This is a genomic window from Marinobacterium rhizophilum, from assembly GCF_024397915.1.
Taxonomy (GTDB): domain Bacteria; phylum Pseudomonadota; class Gammaproteobacteria; order Pseudomonadales; family Balneatricaceae; genus Marinobacterium_A; species Marinobacterium_A rhizophilum_A.
In genome coordinates this window covers 1,845,329-1,861,551 of sequence record NZ_CP073347.1, presented here as the reverse complement: position 1 = coordinate 1,861,551, position 16,223 = coordinate 1,845,329, and the positions used below count along the sequence as shown (strand labels likewise).

Genomic DNA, 16,223 nt, shown 5'->3' with positions numbered 1-16,223 from the left:
AACGCAATGATGAAGAACATGGGTGGCCTGATGAAGCAGGCGCAAAAAATGCAGGAAGACATGCAGCGTGTGCAGGAAGAAGTGGCGCGTGCCGAGGTGTCCGGTGAATCCGGTGCAGGTTTGGTCAAAATCGTGATGAATGGTCGTCATGACGTCAAGTCGGTGGCCATTGATGACAGCCTGATGGAAGAAGACAAGGAAATTCTGGAAGACCTGATTGCGGCGGCCGTCAATGATGCAGTGCGCAAGGTTGAAAGCAACACCAAGGAACAGATGTCCAAAGTGACCGCCGGCATGCAGTTGCCGCCGGGCTTCCAGATGCCGTTCTGATTGCGATGTCTTTCAGTCCCCTTATACAGCAGCTGATCAAGTCGTTGCGCTGCCTGCCGGGCGTAGGTCCCAAGTCTGCGCAGCGCATGGCGCTCTACCTGCTTGAGCATGATCGCAATGCGGCGCTGGAACTGGCCGCTTCGCTGCAGGACGCCGTGGAGCGGGTGGGTGAGTGTCAGTCCTGCCGTACCCTGTCGGAAGAGTCCCCCTGTGGTATCTGTGCCTCGAGCAGCCGTGATCGCTCCGTGCTCTGCGTGCTGGAGTCGCCGGTTGACATGCTGGCGATCGAGCAGACGGGCGGCTTCGGGGGCTATTACTTCGTGCTCAAGGGGCACCTTTCACCCATTGATGGCGTGGGTCCTGACGACCTGGGTATCGATGCGCTGATCGAGCGCCTGCGCGCGGGTGAAGTCCGCGAAGTGATACTGGCCACCAATCCTACGGTTGAGGGTGAGGCTACGGCGCATTACATCGCCGAGCAGGTGCGTGAGCTGGGTATCCAGGTGAGCCGTATCGCACACGGTGTGCCGGTGGGGGGAGAGCTTGAGTTTATCGATGGCGGTACTCTGGCGCATGCGCTGGCGGGTCGACGTTCCCTGATGTGAGGTAGGCATGACGCAGGATAATGGCTATGACTGGCAGCAGCTTGAGCGCTCTGCGCAGGAGCCGGTGTGGGTTGGCACGGATGCAGAACTGGCGCAGCTGTGCCAGCGCTGGCGCACACTGCCCATGGTGGCGCTGGATACCGAGTTTCAGCGGGTAGATACCTATTATCCGATTGCGGGACTCATTCAGCTGGCTGATGACCGTGCCTGTTACCTGATCGATCCGCTGTCCATCACGGACTTCGCGCCCTTAACGGCGCTGTTTGCTGAGCCTTCCGTACTCAAGGTGCTGCATTCCAGTACTGAAGACCTGGAGCTATTTCAGCACTGCTTTGGTGTCCTGCCGAACCCCTTGTACGATACCCAGGTTGCCGGTGGCTTTATCGGCTGGGGCTTTACCGTGGGGCTGCAGCGCATGCTGGAGAATGCCCTGGGTGTGCAGGTTGGCAAGGGGGAGACGACCTCCGATTGGCTGCAGCGCCCGTTGACGCAGCGCCAGGAGCAGTATGCCGCACTGGATGTAGCCTATTTGCCGGCGATCTGTCGCATGCAGATGGCGGAGCTCGAGAGTCGGGGCATGCTGCCCTGGTTGCAGGAGGAGATGCTGGCGCTGCTGGCCAATGCGCCGGACGCCGATGCCTCGGGCGAGCAGTATTACCTGCGATTCAGCCAGATGGCGGCGCTGCCGCCTTACAAGGTGCTGGCGCTGAAGAATCTGACCGCCTGGCGGGAGCAGCAATGCCGTTTGCGCAATGTGCCCCGTAACCGCGTGCTGCGGAACCAGACCCTGCTCGATATCATCACCCGCTGGCCGCGCACCACGCTGGAGTTGTCCCGCGTACCGGAGCTCAAGCGCAAGGTATTGCGCGAAGATGGCGAGACCATGCTGGGTCTTTTGAAAAATGCCGCCGATACGTCTGCAGCACAAGTGGTGGAGCCGATTCCCCGGCCACTGCATGTGCTCTGGAATACGCGTCTCAAGCGCCTGAAACTCATGGGGCGCGAGCGTGCACAAGCGCTGGACATGGCGCCGGAGCTGTTGTTGCGCCGGCGTGACCTGGAGGCGCTGATTCGCTCCGGGCTGGATGATGGCAACTATCAATTGCCGCCGGGGTTGCAGGGATGGCGCCAGGAGGTTATCGGCGACGACCTGCTGGTGCAGTTGCGCCGGTTTGAGCAATAGCGCCCGATTGAACAGTAGTGAGAGCTGAGATGAAAATTTGCAGTATTTTTAAAAGTCCGCGCAAGGACGAGATGTATCTCTATGTTGAAAAGAGCCAGCAGCTTGCGAGGGTACCAGAGGCGTTGCTCGAGATGTTCGGTGCGCCGATGCATCTAATGGATATGCCGGTTAAGCCGGGGCGCAAGCTTGCGCGCATCGATGTCGACAAGATGCTGGCGGGTATCGCGGAAAATGGCTATTTTCTGCAGATGCCGCCGCCGAAGGAAGACTACATGCTCGATCTGTACCCGGATCGTCCAGAGACCGGGGTGCGCTAGGTGGCTCAGGAGGTATTCTGGCGCAGCAAGTCACTGGAAGACATGACGTCCGATGAATGGGAGTCGCTCTGTGATGGTTGCGCGCTCTGCTGTCTGCACAAGATCGAGGATGAGGATACTCACGAAGTGTTTTACACCTCGGTGGTCTGTCATCTGCTCGACCTGGAGACACGGCGCTGTACGCAGTACGAGAAGCGCTGCTCGCTGGTGCCATCCTGCGTCAAGCTGCGTCCTGAGGATGTAAAGGAGTTTCACTGGCTGCCGCGCACCTGTGCCTATCGGCTGGTGCATGAGGGCAAGGATCTCCCGGACTGGCATCCCCTGATCAGTGGGCGTCCCGAGTCGGTGGCCGAGGCTGACGCATCGGTGCTGAGCTGGTACGAGGTTACCGACAAGCAGATCAGCGAAGATGACTTTGTGGATTACGTTATCGAATAGGTGCTGCTGAATGGCCTGGTACTGATTCCAGGCTTGCTGATCTGACAAGGAGGGCGCTGCGGCGCTCTTTTTTTATGCAGGGATGTACTTGTCCGGTGGGTGCATGGCTGTGCGGGAGCAGGGCTTGTGGCCGGTGTTTAAGGTTGGTGTATGGGCTCGTGCGGCGAAAGCTGTTGTTCGAGGGTGTGTCGGGACTGATAGAGCGGGTTTGGGGGTACAAAAAAGGAGCGCCGAAGCGCTCCTTTTTTACCAGGCAATACGGGATTGCTTAGTTGTTTTTCAGCATCTGCTGCTTGATCAGTTCACCGATGGTGGTCGGACCGGCAACTTCAACTTCCTGGTTGCGCACGGCACTGATAGCTGCTTTTTCTTCAGCTTGGTCCTTGGCGCGGATAGAAAGGGTGATAGCGCGGTTGCGACGATCAACGTTGGTGATCTTGGCTTCAACCTTGTCACCGACTTTCATCACGGTGGTAGCGTCTTCGATGCGGTCAGCGCTCATCTCGGATACTTTCAGGGTTGCTTCGATGCCTTCGGCCAGCTCGATAACGGCAGCTTTGGCTTCAACAGACTTGACGGTACCGTTGACGATGGTGCCCTTGTCATTGGCTGCCACGTATTCGCTGAACGGATCGCTTTCCAGCTGCTTGATACCCAGCGAGATGCGTTCTTTTTCAGCGTCGATGGACAGGATGACAGCTTCAACCTCTTCGCCTTTCTTGAACTGGCGCAGGGCGGCTTCAGCATCGGCTTCCCAGGTGATGTCAGACATGTGAACCAGGCCGTCGAGGTCGTTGTCCAGACCAACGAAGATACCGAAGTCAGTGATTGTCTTGATGGTACCGGAAGCGCGATCGCCGGCAGCGTGCTGCTCAGCGAAGGAAACCCACGGATTGCCGGTGCACTGCTTGATACCCAGGGAGATGCGGCGACGCTCTTCGTCCACGTCCAGGATCATCACTTCGACTTCGTCGCCAATCTGCACGACTTTGGACGGGTGGATGTTCTTGTTGGTCCAGGACATTTCGGAAACGTGTACCAGGCCTTCCACGCCGTCTTCGATCGAGGCAAAGCAGCCGTAATCGGTCAGGTTGGTGATGCGCGCAGGTACTTTGCTGCCGGACGGGTAGCGGGACTTGATCGCTTCCCACGGATCTTCGCTCAGCTGCTTCAGGCCCAGGGAGATGCGGCCGGTTTCCTGGTCGAACTTGATGATCTTGACAGAGATCTCGTCGCCCGGGTTCAGCATTTCGCTCGGGTGAGAGATACGCTTCCACGCCATGTCGGTGATGTGCAGCAGGCCATCAACGCCGCCCAGGTCGATGAAGGCGCCGTAGTTGGTCAGGTTCTTGACGTAACCCTTAACGACCTGGCCTTCCTGCAGTGCTGCCAGCAGCTCGTCGCGCTGAGCGCTGTTGGCTTCCTGCAGAACCGCACGACGGGAAACAACGATGTTGTTGCGCTTGGGATCCAGCTTGATCAGCTTGAATTCAAGTTCCTTGCCTTCCAGGTGGTCGACATCGCGAACGGGGCGCACGTCAACCAGGGAACCCGGCAGGAAGCCCTGAATGTTGTTGATGCTGACAGTGAAGCCGCCTTTGACCTTGCCGCTGATGAAGCCGGTAACGGTTTCTTCAGCTTCAAACTTGGTCTGCAGTACTTCCCAGGCTTCAGCGCGTTTGGCTTTTTCACGGGACAGGCGGGTTTCACCGAAACCGTCTTCTACCGCTTCCAGAGCGACCTTAACCGTGTCACCGATCTTGATTTCAAGTTCGTTGTTATCGTTAAGGAACTGTACGCGCGGGATAACGGCTTCGGATTTGAGACCTGCGTTAACGGTAACCCAGTCGCTGTCGATGTCGACAACTTCACCCATTACGAGGGTGCCCGGAGTCATATCTACGTTTTGCAGGGATTCTTCAAATAGTTCAGCAAAGCTTTCGCTCATGAATAGGTCCTATGGTAAGTCGGCTACCCGTTAAGGATTAGGGCAGCGCGAACTTTCTATACCGTCAGCTGTATAGGTCAGATTAAACATAAAGCGGCGACGGTCTCTGTTGCTGACGAGACACCGATTTGCCGCAATAAGGGAGCCATATTGTACAGCTAATGTGCTGGTTAAGATAGCGTTCGGGGTCCTGTTGTCGTTATAATTGGTTTCAGATTTAAACCCCAGCAGAGTGCTTACCAGGATTACATGACAAAAACCGATATAGAAGCTCAGATCGCAAAGTTGCAAGAGCTAGAAGCCAGCATTACCGAAAGCAAACGCGAACGCATTGAAGAACTCGCCAGCGAGCGTGCCCGCAAGTCCGAAGAATTTGCCGCAGAGCTGCGCGAAAAAGCGCGCCTCAAGCAGGAGCGCGAGCAGCAGCGTCAGGAAGAGCTTGCCCGTATTCAGGAAGAGCAGAAAGCGGAGGCGGCACGCAAGCGTGAAGCCAAGGAAGCTGCCAAGCGCGAGCGTGAAGAAGCCAAGCGTGCCGAGGCGCGTGCGCGTCTGGCTAAAAAAGGCTGAGATCCCGCCTAGAGCAGGGTATCGAGTGACTGGCGCAGCGCCAGCTGGCACGGTTTGAGGACCGCCAGCAGATCCTGGCGCAGCGCTGTCGAAAGCAGGGACGTATCGTTCGTTCTGAGATACTGTGCCAGCATGCGCTCTTCGAGGGCGTTGTTTGCGGCGACCTCCACGGCATCCCCGGTACAGAAAGCGTAGCCCGGCAGAAAGTCGTTAATGATGCGATCGCGTTCAGCCTGATCCAGCATTAACCGGTTCTGTTGCGCAAAGCGCCGGTATTCCTGCGCCGATGCAATCGCCATAATGTCGATCCGCAGGTCCGAAAACCGGTCGGCTTCGGGCAGTCTTCTTAGGTATGATTTCAGGTCATCTTCGACCTGGGTAATTTTCTGCTCGAAATTTTTGGGCGCGAAGTATTCGTTGAGCTGTCGGTATTCCTGCAGGGATTCTATCTGAGTCTGTGCGGCGTCCAGCTGTGCCTGCAAGGCCAGGTTGGTCTGTGCCAGCTTTTCATTTTCCTGTGTCAGGTTGTAGATCAGTTGCTGTACCGGTGTCGGTGTTGACCCCTGCATGCGGGCTTTCAGCTGTTCACTGGTTGGCGCCAGGTTCGCTTCAATGTTGCCGGGTCGTGCGCCCGGGGGGTAGCCCAGTTGCTCGAGCTCCCGCAGTGTATTGGCGTTCTGTGACTGGATGCTGCGATAGCTGAAATAGCCGCCGGTCGCCAGTGCTGCAATCAGCACCGACGCACCGGACAGAAGCAGCATCTGGCGGCTCGGCTTGACCATGGTTGCGCCTTATTCCTTGGCTGCTGCGGTATACCGGAATGTGAGATCCACCATGTCCAGCAGGATGCGGCCGGTTTCTTCCAGTTGAGCGGTGGATTCGGAGCTGATGGGGCGTCCCTGTTCATCCTTTTGCAATTCGTCTTCGAGTTCCGACAGGGCAGTCAATGGTTGCTGCTGCTTGAGGGCGCGGCGGCGGTTCTGGGCATCCAGTTGCCACTGCTCGGCCTCGTCGCGCTCCTTCCTGAGGGTGTCCTCGTTCAGGGGGATGACTTTGTCCTGGGCTGCTTGTGTCAGGTGTTCAACCTGTTCGCGCATGAAAATGAAGTCGGGGTCGGTCTCTACGCGTTTCAGGTGGCGCTGCTGGAGTTCTTCCAGGAAGTTGTCGACGCCAATGAATTTCCCGTGGCGCACTTCCCGCACCTGGTCCCAGGGCAGGGCGCCTTCCAGTGCGCTTTCACCAATATCCATCTCGTTGTACAGGCTTGGCAGTTTAATGTCCGGGATCACGCCCTTGTGCTGGGTGCTGTCTCCAGAGATGCGGTAGAACTTGGCATGGGTCATCTTGAGTTGGCCGTGGCGCAGGGCGTGCAGTGACTGGACGGTGCCCTTGCCGAAAGTCGGGCTGCCGACAACAGCGCCGCGGCGGTAGTCCTGAATGGCGCCGGCAAAAATTTCCGATGCCGAGGCGCTGAGGCGATTCACCAGTACGGCCAGTGGGCCGTTGTAGGCAACGTCAGCGTCATAGTCGCCCAGGATGTCGATACGGCCATTGGGGTCGCGAATCTGCACTGTCGGGCCACGGCTGATGAAAAGGCCAACCAGTTCGTTGGCTTCGCGCAGTGAGCCGCCACCGTTGTCGCGCAGGTCGATCACCAGGCCCTGGATGCCTTCGGAGGTCAGCTCCCTGATCAGTTTCTCGACATCCCTTGTGGTGCTCTTGTAGTCGGGGTCGCCGCTTTGCAGGGCGGCAAAGTCGATATAGAAGGCGGGAATCTCGATCACGCCCAGGCGGAAGTTTTGCCCCTGGTAGTCGAGTTCAAGGATGCGTTTCTGGGCAGCCTGTTCTTCCAGCTTGACCTTGCTGCGTACAATGCGCACTTCCTTGCGTTTTTGGCGGTCGTTGCTGCCGGCGGGGTTCACCTGCAGGCGCACGACGGTGTCGGCCGGGCCGCGAATCTTGCTGACAACGTCGTCCAGACGCCAGCCGACGATATCGACCATTTCTCCGTCGTCACCCTGGGCCACGGCTACGATGGTGTCGGAGGCTTTCAGTTGCCCGGTCTTGTCGGCGGGGCCTGCGGGGACAAGGCGCACAATTTTGGTGAACTCGTCGTCGCTCTGCAGCACGGCGCCGATGCCTTCCAGCGACAGGCTCATGTTGATCTGGAAGTTTTCCGAATTACGCGGCGAAAAGTACTGGGTGTGCGGATCGTATCCCTTGGACAGTGCATTGGTATAGGTTTGGAAGACATCTTCGCTTTTCATCTGTTCGGCGCGATGCAGCTGGTAGCGGTAGCGCTTGAGCAGGGTTTCGGTGGTGTCTTCCAGGGTCTTGTCTGCCAGTTTCAGGCTTAGCGCGGCATTTTTGAGGCGCTTGCGCCACAGTGTATCCATCTCTGACTGTGTCTGGATCCAGCTGGCGTTGGCCCGGTCGATGTCGAGGGTTTCATCCAGGTCGAACTGAAGGTCTTCCAGGCCATCTTCCAGTTCGGCGATCATGAATGTCAGGCGTTCGTGCATGCGCTGCTGATAGCGGTTGAAGATGCGGTAGGCATCCTGCAGTTCGCCGGCCTGAATGCTGTCGTCCAGGGTGGTGCTCAGGGGCTCAAACTCGGCAATATCGCTGGCATAGAAATAACTTTTGCCGGGGTCCAGGTCTTCGAGATACTGATCCAGCAGCTGATCGGAGAAGCTGTCGTCAATGGTGACCTTGTTGTAATGTTCCCGCGACAGCGAGTCGAGGATGTCGAGCATGGTTTGTTGATGTATCGGCTCGGGCGCCAGCGTCTCGGGAGCGGCGGTGCTGGCGGTTGCGCTTTGAAGCAAGAATGACAGTGCCAGGGTTGGAAGCAGATAAAGCGTTCGATTGAGCATATAGGTTCGGTGCGTCCCAGAAGGCCAGGTTGTTGAGTCTTCAGACAGGCTAACTGCCCGGCAAGTTCAACCAGTACAGGCTACAGAGTGTAGTCATCGCGTGTCCTAATGTAAAATCAAGCGTTTACGGTGCTAGCGGGGTGGGTTTTTGATGCGAAACAGGGCGGTATTTTTAGCGTTTTTTGCACTGGCAGGGGCGCTGTTGGCGGGGTGTGGTAATGACGCCGAGGAGGCTGCGTTTCGACAGCAGTTAATCGACAAGGCGCAGAATGACGACAACCAGCGCGCCGGTCAGGCGTTTTTGGCGGCCAATGCCCAGGATGAGGGTGTTGTGACGCTGCCCTCGGGGTTGCAGTATCGCGTATTGGTGCCGGGTTCGGGCGCAATGCCGGGCGCTAGCAGCACGGTGCGGGTGCATTATGAAGGGATGTTGATCGATGGCACTGTGTTCGACAGTTCCTATTCGCGGGGAAAACCCGTGAGCTTTCCACTTAACCGGGTAATTCCGGGTTGGACCCAAGGGCTGCAGTTGATGTCTGAAGGCTCGCAGTGGATGCTTTATCTGCCCTCTGAGCTGGCGTATGGCATGTCGAGCCCGACGCCGAGCATTCCGCCGAATTCGGCATTGGTATTCAAGGTCGAGCTGCTCGAGATTGAGCCTGGACAATAATTGGCCCCTCGTGGGTAATGGAGTTGGAATATGCAGCACTTTAACCGGGAGTTGATGGCGTTTCTGGCGGCTTCTCCCACCCCATATCATGCCGTGGCGCAAATGGTTGTAAGGCTTGAGTCGGCGGGTTTTACCGCGCTGAGCGAGCGGGATGCCTGGCGGCTGGAGCCTGGCGGGCGCTACTTCACCACCCGCAATGGTTCTTCGATTATCGCCTGGTCAATGCCGGCGACGGCAAAGCTCGAAGAGTCAGGGTTGCGGATGGTAGGGGCGCATACGGATTCGCCCTGTCTGAAGGTGAAGCCTGCGCCGGAGCTGCATCGTCACGGTTATCTGCAGCTGGGCGTTGAGGTCTATGGAGGGGCTCTGCTGAATCCCTGGTTTGACCGCGATCTTTCCATTGCCGGCCGGGTCAGCTATCGGCGCAGCGACGGTACCCTAAGCCAGGCCTTGCTGGATTTTGGCCGGCCGGTGGCGGTTATTCCAAGCCTGGCTATCCATCTGGACAGGGAGGTGCACAACGGCCGCAGCATCAATGCGCAGACCTATCTGCCCGTGGTGCTGGGGCAGGCCAAAGAAAAGGCGGACTTCAGGGCCCTGCTCAAGGCTGAGCTGGAGGCGCAGGGGACATCCGGGATTGAGCGGGTGCTGGATTACGACCTGTCCCTCTATGATACCCAGGCGCCGTCCATGCTGGGGCTTGAGTCGGAGTTCCTGCTGTCGGCCCGTCTCGATAATTTGCTGAGCTGCTTTATCGGTCTGGATGCATTGCTTAACAGCAGTACTGAGCAGGGTGCCCTGCTGGTCTGCAATGATCACGAGGAAGTGGGCAGCATGAGTGCGGCCGGTGCACAGGGGCCCATGCTGGCGCATGTGCTCGAGCGCATGTTGCCAGCGCCTGAGGCCCGTCAGCGCATGCTGGCGCGATCAATGCTGATTTCTGCTGATAACGCCCACGGTGTGCATCCCAATTTTGCCGACCGTCACGATGGCAATCATGGGCCTCTGCTGAATGCCGGTCCTGTGATCAAGGTCAATGCCAATCAGCGTTATGCCACGAGCAGTGAAACCAGTGCTTTTTTCCGCAACCTGGCGGCCCTGGAAGAAGTGCCGGTGCAATCTTTTGTGGTGCGTACCGATATGGCCTGTGGCAGCACCATTGGTCCCATCGCGGCCGCCGAGATTGGTGTTCGCGCGCTCGATATCGGTGTGCCTCAGTTTGCCATGCACTCCATCAGGGAAATGGCAGGTGCGCAGGATTCATGGAATCTGTCGCGAGTACTGCGGCGTTTTTATGCTGAGGTTTCTTTGGGGTAACGAGAGGCTGCTTGTGCAGTCGTGCGTCAGGCCTTTGGTCTGGCGCTATGGCTTGCGGCGGGGACTTTGTGTCTGCTGCGGCTTTGTGATGCCGTGGTGGGTAAGTCGGGGTATGGCGGTTTCATCAGGGGAGGTTCAGGTACTGCGGGCAGTGCTGCGAGGGTCGCGATATCATGCAGCGCAGCCCGCTTGTTTGATGTTCGGGCCGCGCTGCATGGTCGCTGGCATCGGACTAGCGTCCGAGCAGGGCTTCGAGGTTCTGGGTGCGCTTGAACTTGAGCAGATTCAGTGCAGCGGTGAAAGCAGCCTTGATCTTCTGTTTGGTTTCTTCGCGCTTCTGCAGTGCGCGTGCGGCTTCGAATTCGCGCGCTATGCGCATGAAGTATTCCTGTTCGGATTCGCGACGGTTCTTGTTCGCGTTGGTAGAAAAATCGAACGGGTAGTATTGAATCTGCATGATGTTTTTCCTGTAGCCTGGTAGCACCTTGTTGGTGCCTGATTCGTTTGAGCGCACCGTTTTGGTACGCATCAATTTATGTGCGCAGAGTATCCATAGCCGGTGCTAGCAGCAAACGATGCTTTTTCAGCTAAATGATGAATTAATCTATTCTATGTGTGTTTTTTTTGTTGGGTGCAGTGGTCTGATCCCGCATGGCCAGGGTTTCTGTGTGTTTATCTGGTCATAATTTGTGCTGAAGTGATTTCACCGACCCGTCATTGTGTGATGGCCTGCAGTGATGGTTCTGCATGGGTGTGGCGATGCCCTGTATTGGTGCGGTATTTGTCGCTGGCAGGGGTGTGGCTCGTTGCCTTCGCAAGAGTGCCGGGAGGCTGTGTCCTGGGTGTGAGGTACGCGGTGCGCGTTGCACCTTGAGTGGGTGCTGCGGCAGGGCTTGTGCGAGTGAAAAGGGGTAGCCAGGGGCTCCCCTTTTTTGGTGGATGTCTTAAATGAGGCTGTCGAGGCTTGTTTCCAGCAGGGTCATGGCTTCGTCAATCAGTGCGTCGGTGATGGTCAGTGCCGGCAGGAAGCGGATGACGTTGCCACGAATGCCACAGGACAGCAGGATCAGACCGTTTTTGGCGGCCTGCGTGACCAGTGCCCGGGTCAGGTCGGCATCGGGCTGGCTTGCATCACCCTCGTGCACCAGTTCCATGGCGATCATGGCGCCCTGGTTGCGGATATTGCCGATCTTGTGTGGGTGGTTGCGCTGCAGTTGATTCAGGCGTGCGACAATGCGGGCGCCAATCTCGGTGGCGCGCTGGCACAGCTTTTCTTCTTTTATAACTTCCAGTACGGCAAGGCCTGCGACGCATCCCAGTGGCGAGCCGCCGTAGGTGCCGCCCAGGCCGCCCGGCTGCGGTGAATCCATGATTTCAGCCTTGCCTACGACGGCGGCAATGGGAAAGCCGCCGGCGATGCCCTTGGCCATGGTAATAAGGTCCGGTTCAATGCCCGAATGCTCGCACGCGAACATTTTCCCGGTACGGGCAAAGCCCGTCTGGATTTCGTCGGCAATCAGCAGAATGCCGTGCTGATCGCACAGTGCGCGCAGGGCCTGCATGAAGCTCGCGGGGGCGGCGTAGAAACCGCCTTCGCCCTGAACGGGTTCAATGATGATGGCCGCCACGCGGGATGGCTCGATATCGCAGGTAAACAGCATGTTCAGTGCCGCCAGTGAGTCCGCCTCGCTCACGCCATGGTACGCATTGGGGTAGGGGGCGTGGAAAATCTCGCCCGGGAAGGGGCCAAAGCCTGCCTTGTAGGGAGCAACCTTGCCGGTCAGTCCCATGGTCAGATTCGTACGGCCATGAAAGCCGCCGTTGAACGCGATTACGCCGGAGCGGCCGGTATGGGCGCGGGCGATCTTGATGCAGTTTTCCACGGCTTCCGCACCGGTGGTGACGAAAATGGCCTTTTTGGGGGTGTTTCCGGGGGCTGCTTCATTGAGTTTTTCCGCCAGCTCTACAGCTGAGGCGTAGGGTGTAACCATTACGCAGGTGTGGCTGAAGCGCTCCAGTTGTGCCTGTACCGCCGCCTGCACCCTGGGGTGGTTGTGGCCGGTGTTGACGACGGCGATGCCTGCGCCCAGGTCGATATAGCGCTTGCCTTCCACGTCCCAGAGTTCGGCGTTGCGCGCTTTGTCGATGTAGGCCGGTGTCATGGTGCCCTGGCCGCGGGCGAAAGCTGCCTCTTTGCGTTGCTGCAGTGATGCGTTGTTCATGGTCTGTGTCCTTGGTGTCTCGCTGGCGTGCTGTAGCGTCAGTGGGTGATCATTGATTGCGGTAACAAGCGATTTGCGGTCCGGCTTAAGGTCAAGTCGGGGGTGTTCAGGCGGCTATTGTTTGCAGTGATGGTAATCCGGCGGATAATGCGTGATAAATGCGTTTGTTTCGTTGTTAATATTGATCTCACTCAAACTTTGCCGGGATGTAGGTGTGATGAAAAAGGACCTGACGATCAAATTGGGGCAGGTGTCCGAGTTTGAAATCCGGTTGCTCAAGGTGTTCAAGTCCGTGGTTGAGGCTGGAGGCTTTGCCGCGGCGGAGACCGAGCTCAGTATTGGGCGATCCACCATCAGTATCCACATTGCCAGGCTGGAGCAGCGCCTGGGTCTGAAGCTGTGTCGGCGCGGGCGCGCGGGCTTTGCACTTACCGATGAGGGGTTGGTGGTCTATGGCCTGATGAAGGAGCTGTTTTCGTCACTGGAGGCGTTTCGCAGCGGCGTTAATGCCTTGCATGTCGAGTTGACCGGTGAGCTCAGGGTGATTGCCAGTGATGCGGTCTGTATGGCATCCAGGGCGCGGATTCCTGAGGCGATTCGTCGCTTCGCGCAGCAGGCGCCCGATGTGAAGGTGTTGCTGGATGTGAAGGCGCTGACGGATATCGAGCGGATGGTGCTCAATGATGAGGCGGATGTTGGCTTTATTCCGTACCACCGCCAGTTCGACGGGCTCTGTTATGTGTCGCTGTACAGTGATCGTTGCCATCTGTTCTGTGGGCGGCAGCATCCACTTTACGGTGTTGAGGATAGTGATGAGCTGTTGGCGAAGGTGCTGCATGCCAAGGTGGTGCATGCCGGGGTTCAGACCAGTCCTGCGGTGGGTGAGCAACTGGCGGATATGAACAAGGCCGCGATTTCATACTTCTATGAGGCGCGCCTGGCCATGTTGCTGTCGGGGGTGTATGTCGGCTTTATGCCAGACAACTATGTGCAGGGGTATATCGACAGTGGTGAATTGTGGTCACTCGTGCCGACGCGCAAATTTTACGACTTGGGTGTGGCGGCTATCACTCGCGCTCATGGCAAGAGCAATCGGGCGAGGGAGCTGTTTATCCGCATTGTGCAAGAGCTGCACGGAGATAGTGATTGATCGACTCTTGGGTGGTGAGGGTGTTGGGGTCGGCAGCACTGTTACACTGTTACACGGGCGTGAGGGCGTGAGGGCGTGAGGGCGTGGAAGTGCGTGTTGTGTTTTGCGCAATTTTGGGGGGAGTTAAAACGAAAAAATCACAACAGAGTGTGATTTGGGTGTGTAGCTTTAGGGGGGGAATAAGTGGTCGGAGTGATAGGATTCGAACCTACGACCCTCTGGTCCCAAACCAGATGCGCTACCAAGCTGCGCTACACTCCGACGGGTACTGCACTTGCTATGGTAGTTGGCTCCCCGAGCTGGACTCGAACCAGCGACCAATAGATTAACAGTCTACTGCTCTACCAACTGAGCTATCAGGGAACATCACTACCAATTTCTCGATTGGCTCCTCGAGCTGGACTCGAACCAGCGACCAATAGATTAACAGTCTACTGCTCTACCAACTGAGCTATCGAGGAATCGTCTCAACCGAGGCCGCGTATATTAATGAGGTGGCCTGGCAGCGTCAACCCCTTAGTTTAAAAAGTTTTTTTGGATGGGGCGGGGCTGCGTTCGTGTCCCGTGATACGGTTATAATCAGCGGGTTGGCGAGGCATTCTCGTTGCTGTGTCTGTGGTGGCGAGTGACTTGCTGGCGGAAGCTGGACGGGTGCAGGCGTGTCAGGCCGTACGTTCGATCGAACAATACAAGAGTGGTTGGCAAGGGAGAGTATATGAGCGCTTTGGCAGATAATGACACGCCACTGGATGAAAGTATTCGTCTGCTGCGCCAGGGGCTTCAGGCGCTGGGCTTCACGCTGGAAGACGTGTGCTGGTTCAACCCCGTGCCGAATGTCTGGTCGGTACAGTTGCGCGAGCGGAGCTGTCCGTTGCTGACATGCAGCGGGCGGGGTGGCAGCCGGGATGCGGCGATGGCGAGCGCGCTGCGAGAGTTCTACGAGCGTCTGTCCTGCAATCGATTCTTCGCTGACTACTATTTTGGCAAGGAGCTGGCCGAGGCGCCCTTCGTGCATTACCCGAACGAGCGCTGGTTTGCGCTGCCAGACAAGGGATTGCCGGATGGTTTGCTCGATGAGGCGACTCGCGATCACTTTGATCTGCATGGTCAGTTGCGGGCGGACATGCTGGTGGATACCAATTCCGGCAATGAGCAGCGCGGGATCTGTGCCATTCCCTTCACTCGCCAGCGCACCGGTGAACAGGTCTGGTTGCCGGTCAATATTCTCAACAATCTTTATACCAGTAACGGCATGGCTGCCGGTTGTTCACGCTGGGAGGCCAGAACCCAGGCGCTGTCAGAAATCTTCGAGCGTCATATAAAGAACACCATTCTGACCGCGGGTATCAGTTTGCCGCAGATACCCGAGTCGGTCCTGTCCCGGTATCCGGCGTTTTGTGAGTCTGTTGCGGCCTTGCGCGCAGCCGGTTTCGTGGTGGTGGTGCAGGATGCCTCTCTGGGTGGCAAGTTTCCGCTGGTAAATATTACCCTTATCAATCCGACTGACGGCGGTTGCTGCGCAGCCTTTGGTGCTCATCCGAAATTTGAGCGCGCGCTTGAACGCACGCTCACGGGTGTGCTGCAGGGGCGCGAACTCGACGATTTGAAGGGCTTTGCCTTGCCCTGTTTCGATCTCAGTGCAGTCGCCGAGCAGGACAACCTTGAAGCGCACTTTATTGATTCCAGTGGTGTGGTGGCCTGGGACCTGTTGTCACGCAAGCCAGACTACAACTTCACGCAGTGGAATGTTGAGGGTGACAGTCAGGCCGAGTTTGACCACCTGTGTTACCTAATACATCGCGTTGACATGGACATTTATATCGCGGACCACGAGCACCTGGGGGTTTACTGTTGCCAGATCGTGGTGCCGGGAATGGCTGACCTGTATCCGGTGGATTATCTGGTGCACCAGAACAACAACCGGGCCATTGCCGTGCGCGGTTCGATACTGCGACTTGCCCGGCTGAGTGTGCAGGAGGCGGCCTTGCTGGAGCAGTGGCTCGACAGGGCTGAGCTCGACGATTACATGTCCGTCAGCGAATTGCTGTGCCTGTGCGCCGACCCGGAGACTTTCTGGGGGCAACTCAGTGTCGGTGAGCTGCGCTGCCTGCTGGCGCTGCGCACAGGTGAGCTGAGCCGGGCGCAGGAGTGGAGTGACTGGGTCATGCACAGTGGTCTGCTGGGTGATGAACGTTTGCGGCTGTTTCGCTGCATTAACCAGTTGCTGCAATTCCGGCTCGACCCTGAGCGTCATGCCGAGCAATTTGACTATCTGCTGCAGCAAATCTACGGTCAGCCGCTGCTCGAGCGGGTGCGGCTGATGCTGGGTGGTGAAAGTGTGTTTGTCGATGCGCCAGTGGTGGGGGAAAATCTTGAGGGGCTTGGCGTGCATCGTGCCCTGCTGGACATTTACCAGCGACTGCAGCAGGTGAAGGCGCAGCACTATCAGGATGCTGGTTGAATTTAGTTGTTGAATTTAGTCATTGAATCTATTGCATTTATCCTGCGAGTGTGGTTTTCACTGTACCTCGGTACAATAGGCGGCCCTGGTTTTCGCTCCTATGTTTAGGTATCGCCTGAACTGGGCACGGGTTAAAACC

General features: G+C 57.5%; 15 protein-coding genes and 3 tRNA genes. 10 read left to right on the top strand and 8 right to left on the bottom strand.

The genetic code is table 11. The features are described 5' to 3' along the window. Nucleotides 1-6: 6 nt before the first annotated feature. The 5 genes from KDW95_RS08325 to KDW95_RS08305 are packed head-to-tail and all read left to right on the top strand — an operon-like array spanning nt 7 to nt 2,873. Entirely contained in the window at nt 7-330 is a 324-nt protein-coding gene (locus KDW95_RS08325) for a YbaB/EbfC family nucleoid-associated protein (RefSeq protein ID WP_255855815.1), read from the top strand. 5 nt (nt 331-335) lie between these two features. Then, a complete protein-coding gene (gene recR / locus KDW95_RS08320; protein ID WP_255855814.1) occupies nt 336-935 on the top strand; it encodes a recombination mediator RecR in 600 nt (199 codons plus the stop codon). 7 nt (nt 936-942) lie between these two features. After that, nucleotides 943-2,118 carry a ribonuclease D gene (gene rnd / locus KDW95_RS08315; protein WP_255855813.1) on the top strand — a complete coding sequence of 392 codons (1,176 nt, stop codon included), beginning with the start codon at nt 943-945 and terminating at the stop codon, nt 2,116-2,118. A gap of 29 nt (nt 2,119-2,147) precedes the next feature. Continuing rightward, nucleotides 2,148-2,435, top strand: a complete 288-nt coding sequence (locus KDW95_RS08310; RefSeq protein WP_255855812.1) for a YcgL domain-containing protein — start codon at nt 2,148-2,150, stop codon at nt 2,433-2,435. After that, nucleotides 2,436-2,873, top strand: coding sequence for a YcgN family cysteine cluster protein (locus KDW95_RS08305; protein ID WP_255855811.1), 438 nt, complete (start codon nt 2,436-2,438; stop codon nt 2,871-2,873). Nucleotides 2,874-3,141: 268 nt separating this feature from the next. Here the strand turns inward: KDW95_RS08305 and rpsA are convergent, their stop codons facing one another. Next, nucleotides 3,142-4,821 (bottom strand): 30S ribosomal protein S1, encoded by a 1,680-nt coding sequence (gene rpsA, locus KDW95_RS08300; protein ID WP_255855810.1) that lies wholly within the window; start codon nt 4,819-4,821, stop codon nt 3,142-3,144. Between the two features lie 285 nt (nt 4,822-5,106). Between rpsA and KDW95_RS08295 the strand changes: the two genes are divergently transcribed. Then, on the top strand, nt 5,107-5,388 hold the full coding sequence (locus KDW95_RS08295) for a hypothetical protein (protein ID WP_255855809.1): 282 nt from the start codon (nt 5,107-5,109) through the stop codon (nt 5,386-5,388). Between the two features lie 8 nt (nt 5,389-5,396). Here the strand turns inward: KDW95_RS08295 and KDW95_RS08290 are convergent, their stop codons facing one another. Together KDW95_RS08290 and KDW95_RS08285 are read right to left on the bottom strand one after the other, a co-directional pair. Beyond that, nucleotides 5,397-6,170 (bottom strand): hypothetical protein, encoded by a 774-nt coding sequence (locus KDW95_RS08290; protein ID WP_255855808.1) that lies wholly within the window; start codon nt 6,168-6,170, stop codon nt 5,397-5,399. A gap of 9 nt (nt 6,171-6,179) precedes the next feature. After that, nucleotides 6,180-8,264, bottom strand: coding sequence for a carboxy terminal-processing peptidase (locus tag KDW95_RS08285; RefSeq protein WP_255855807.1), 2,085 nt, complete (start codon nt 8,262-8,264; stop codon nt 6,180-6,182). Nucleotides 8,265-8,415: 151 nt separating this feature from the next. Between KDW95_RS08285 and KDW95_RS08280 the strand changes: the two genes are divergently transcribed. Both KDW95_RS08280 and KDW95_RS08275 read left to right on the top strand, forming a co-directional pair. Continuing rightward, a complete protein-coding gene (locus tag KDW95_RS08280; protein ID WP_255855806.1) occupies nt 8,416-8,934 on the top strand; it encodes an FKBP-type peptidyl-prolyl cis-trans isomerase in 519 nt (172 codons plus the stop codon). Between the two features lie 30 nt (nt 8,935-8,964). After that, nucleotides 8,965-10,251, top strand: a complete 1,287-nt coding sequence (locus KDW95_RS08275) for a M18 family aminopeptidase (protein ID WP_255855805.1) — start codon at nt 8,965-8,967, stop codon at nt 10,249-10,251. A 232-nt stretch (nt 10,252-10,483) separates the two neighbouring features. Here KDW95_RS08275 and KDW95_RS08270 read toward each other — a convergent pair whose 3' ends face one another. Continuing rightward, nucleotides 10,484-10,708, bottom strand: coding sequence for a hypothetical protein (locus KDW95_RS08270; RefSeq protein ID WP_255855804.1), 225 nt, complete (start codon nt 10,706-10,708; stop codon nt 10,484-10,486). Between the two features lie 487 nt (nt 10,709-11,195). Beyond that, nucleotides 11,196-12,473, bottom strand: a complete 1,278-nt coding sequence (gene gabT / locus KDW95_RS08265; RefSeq protein WP_255855803.1) for a 4-aminobutyrate--2-oxoglutarate transaminase — start codon at nt 12,471-12,473, stop codon at nt 11,196-11,198. Nucleotides 12,474-12,690: 217 nt separating this feature from the next. Here gabT and KDW95_RS08260 point away from each other — a divergent pair, with 217 nt between their 5' ends. Next, a complete protein-coding gene (locus KDW95_RS08260; RefSeq protein WP_255855802.1) occupies nt 12,691-13,623 on the top strand; it encodes a LysR family transcriptional regulator in 933 nt (310 codons plus the stop codon). Nucleotides 13,624-13,807: 184 nt separating this feature from the next. Here KDW95_RS08260 and KDW95_RS08255 read toward each other — a convergent pair. The 3 genes from KDW95_RS08255 to KDW95_RS08245 all read right to left on the bottom strand — a co-directional run bounded on the left by KDW95_RS08255 (nt 13,808) and on the right by KDW95_RS08245 (nt 14,084). Then, nucleotides 13,808-13,884, bottom strand: a tRNA-Pro gene (locus tag KDW95_RS08255). 26 nt (nt 13,885-13,910) lie between these two features. Continuing rightward, a tRNA-Asn gene (locus KDW95_RS08250) sits at nt 13,911-13,986 on the bottom strand. A gap of 22 nt (nt 13,987-14,008) precedes the next feature. Then, nucleotides 14,009-14,084, bottom strand: a tRNA-Asn gene (locus KDW95_RS08245). Nucleotides 14,085-14,338: 254 nt separating this feature from the next. Here KDW95_RS08245 and ycaO point away from each other — a divergent pair. Further along, a complete protein-coding gene (gene ycaO / locus KDW95_RS08240) occupies nt 14,339-16,084 on the top strand; it encodes a 30S ribosomal protein S12 methylthiotransferase accessory factor YcaO (RefSeq protein WP_255855801.1) in 1,746 nt (581 codons plus the stop codon). Nucleotides 16,085-16,223 lie beyond the last annotated feature (139 nt).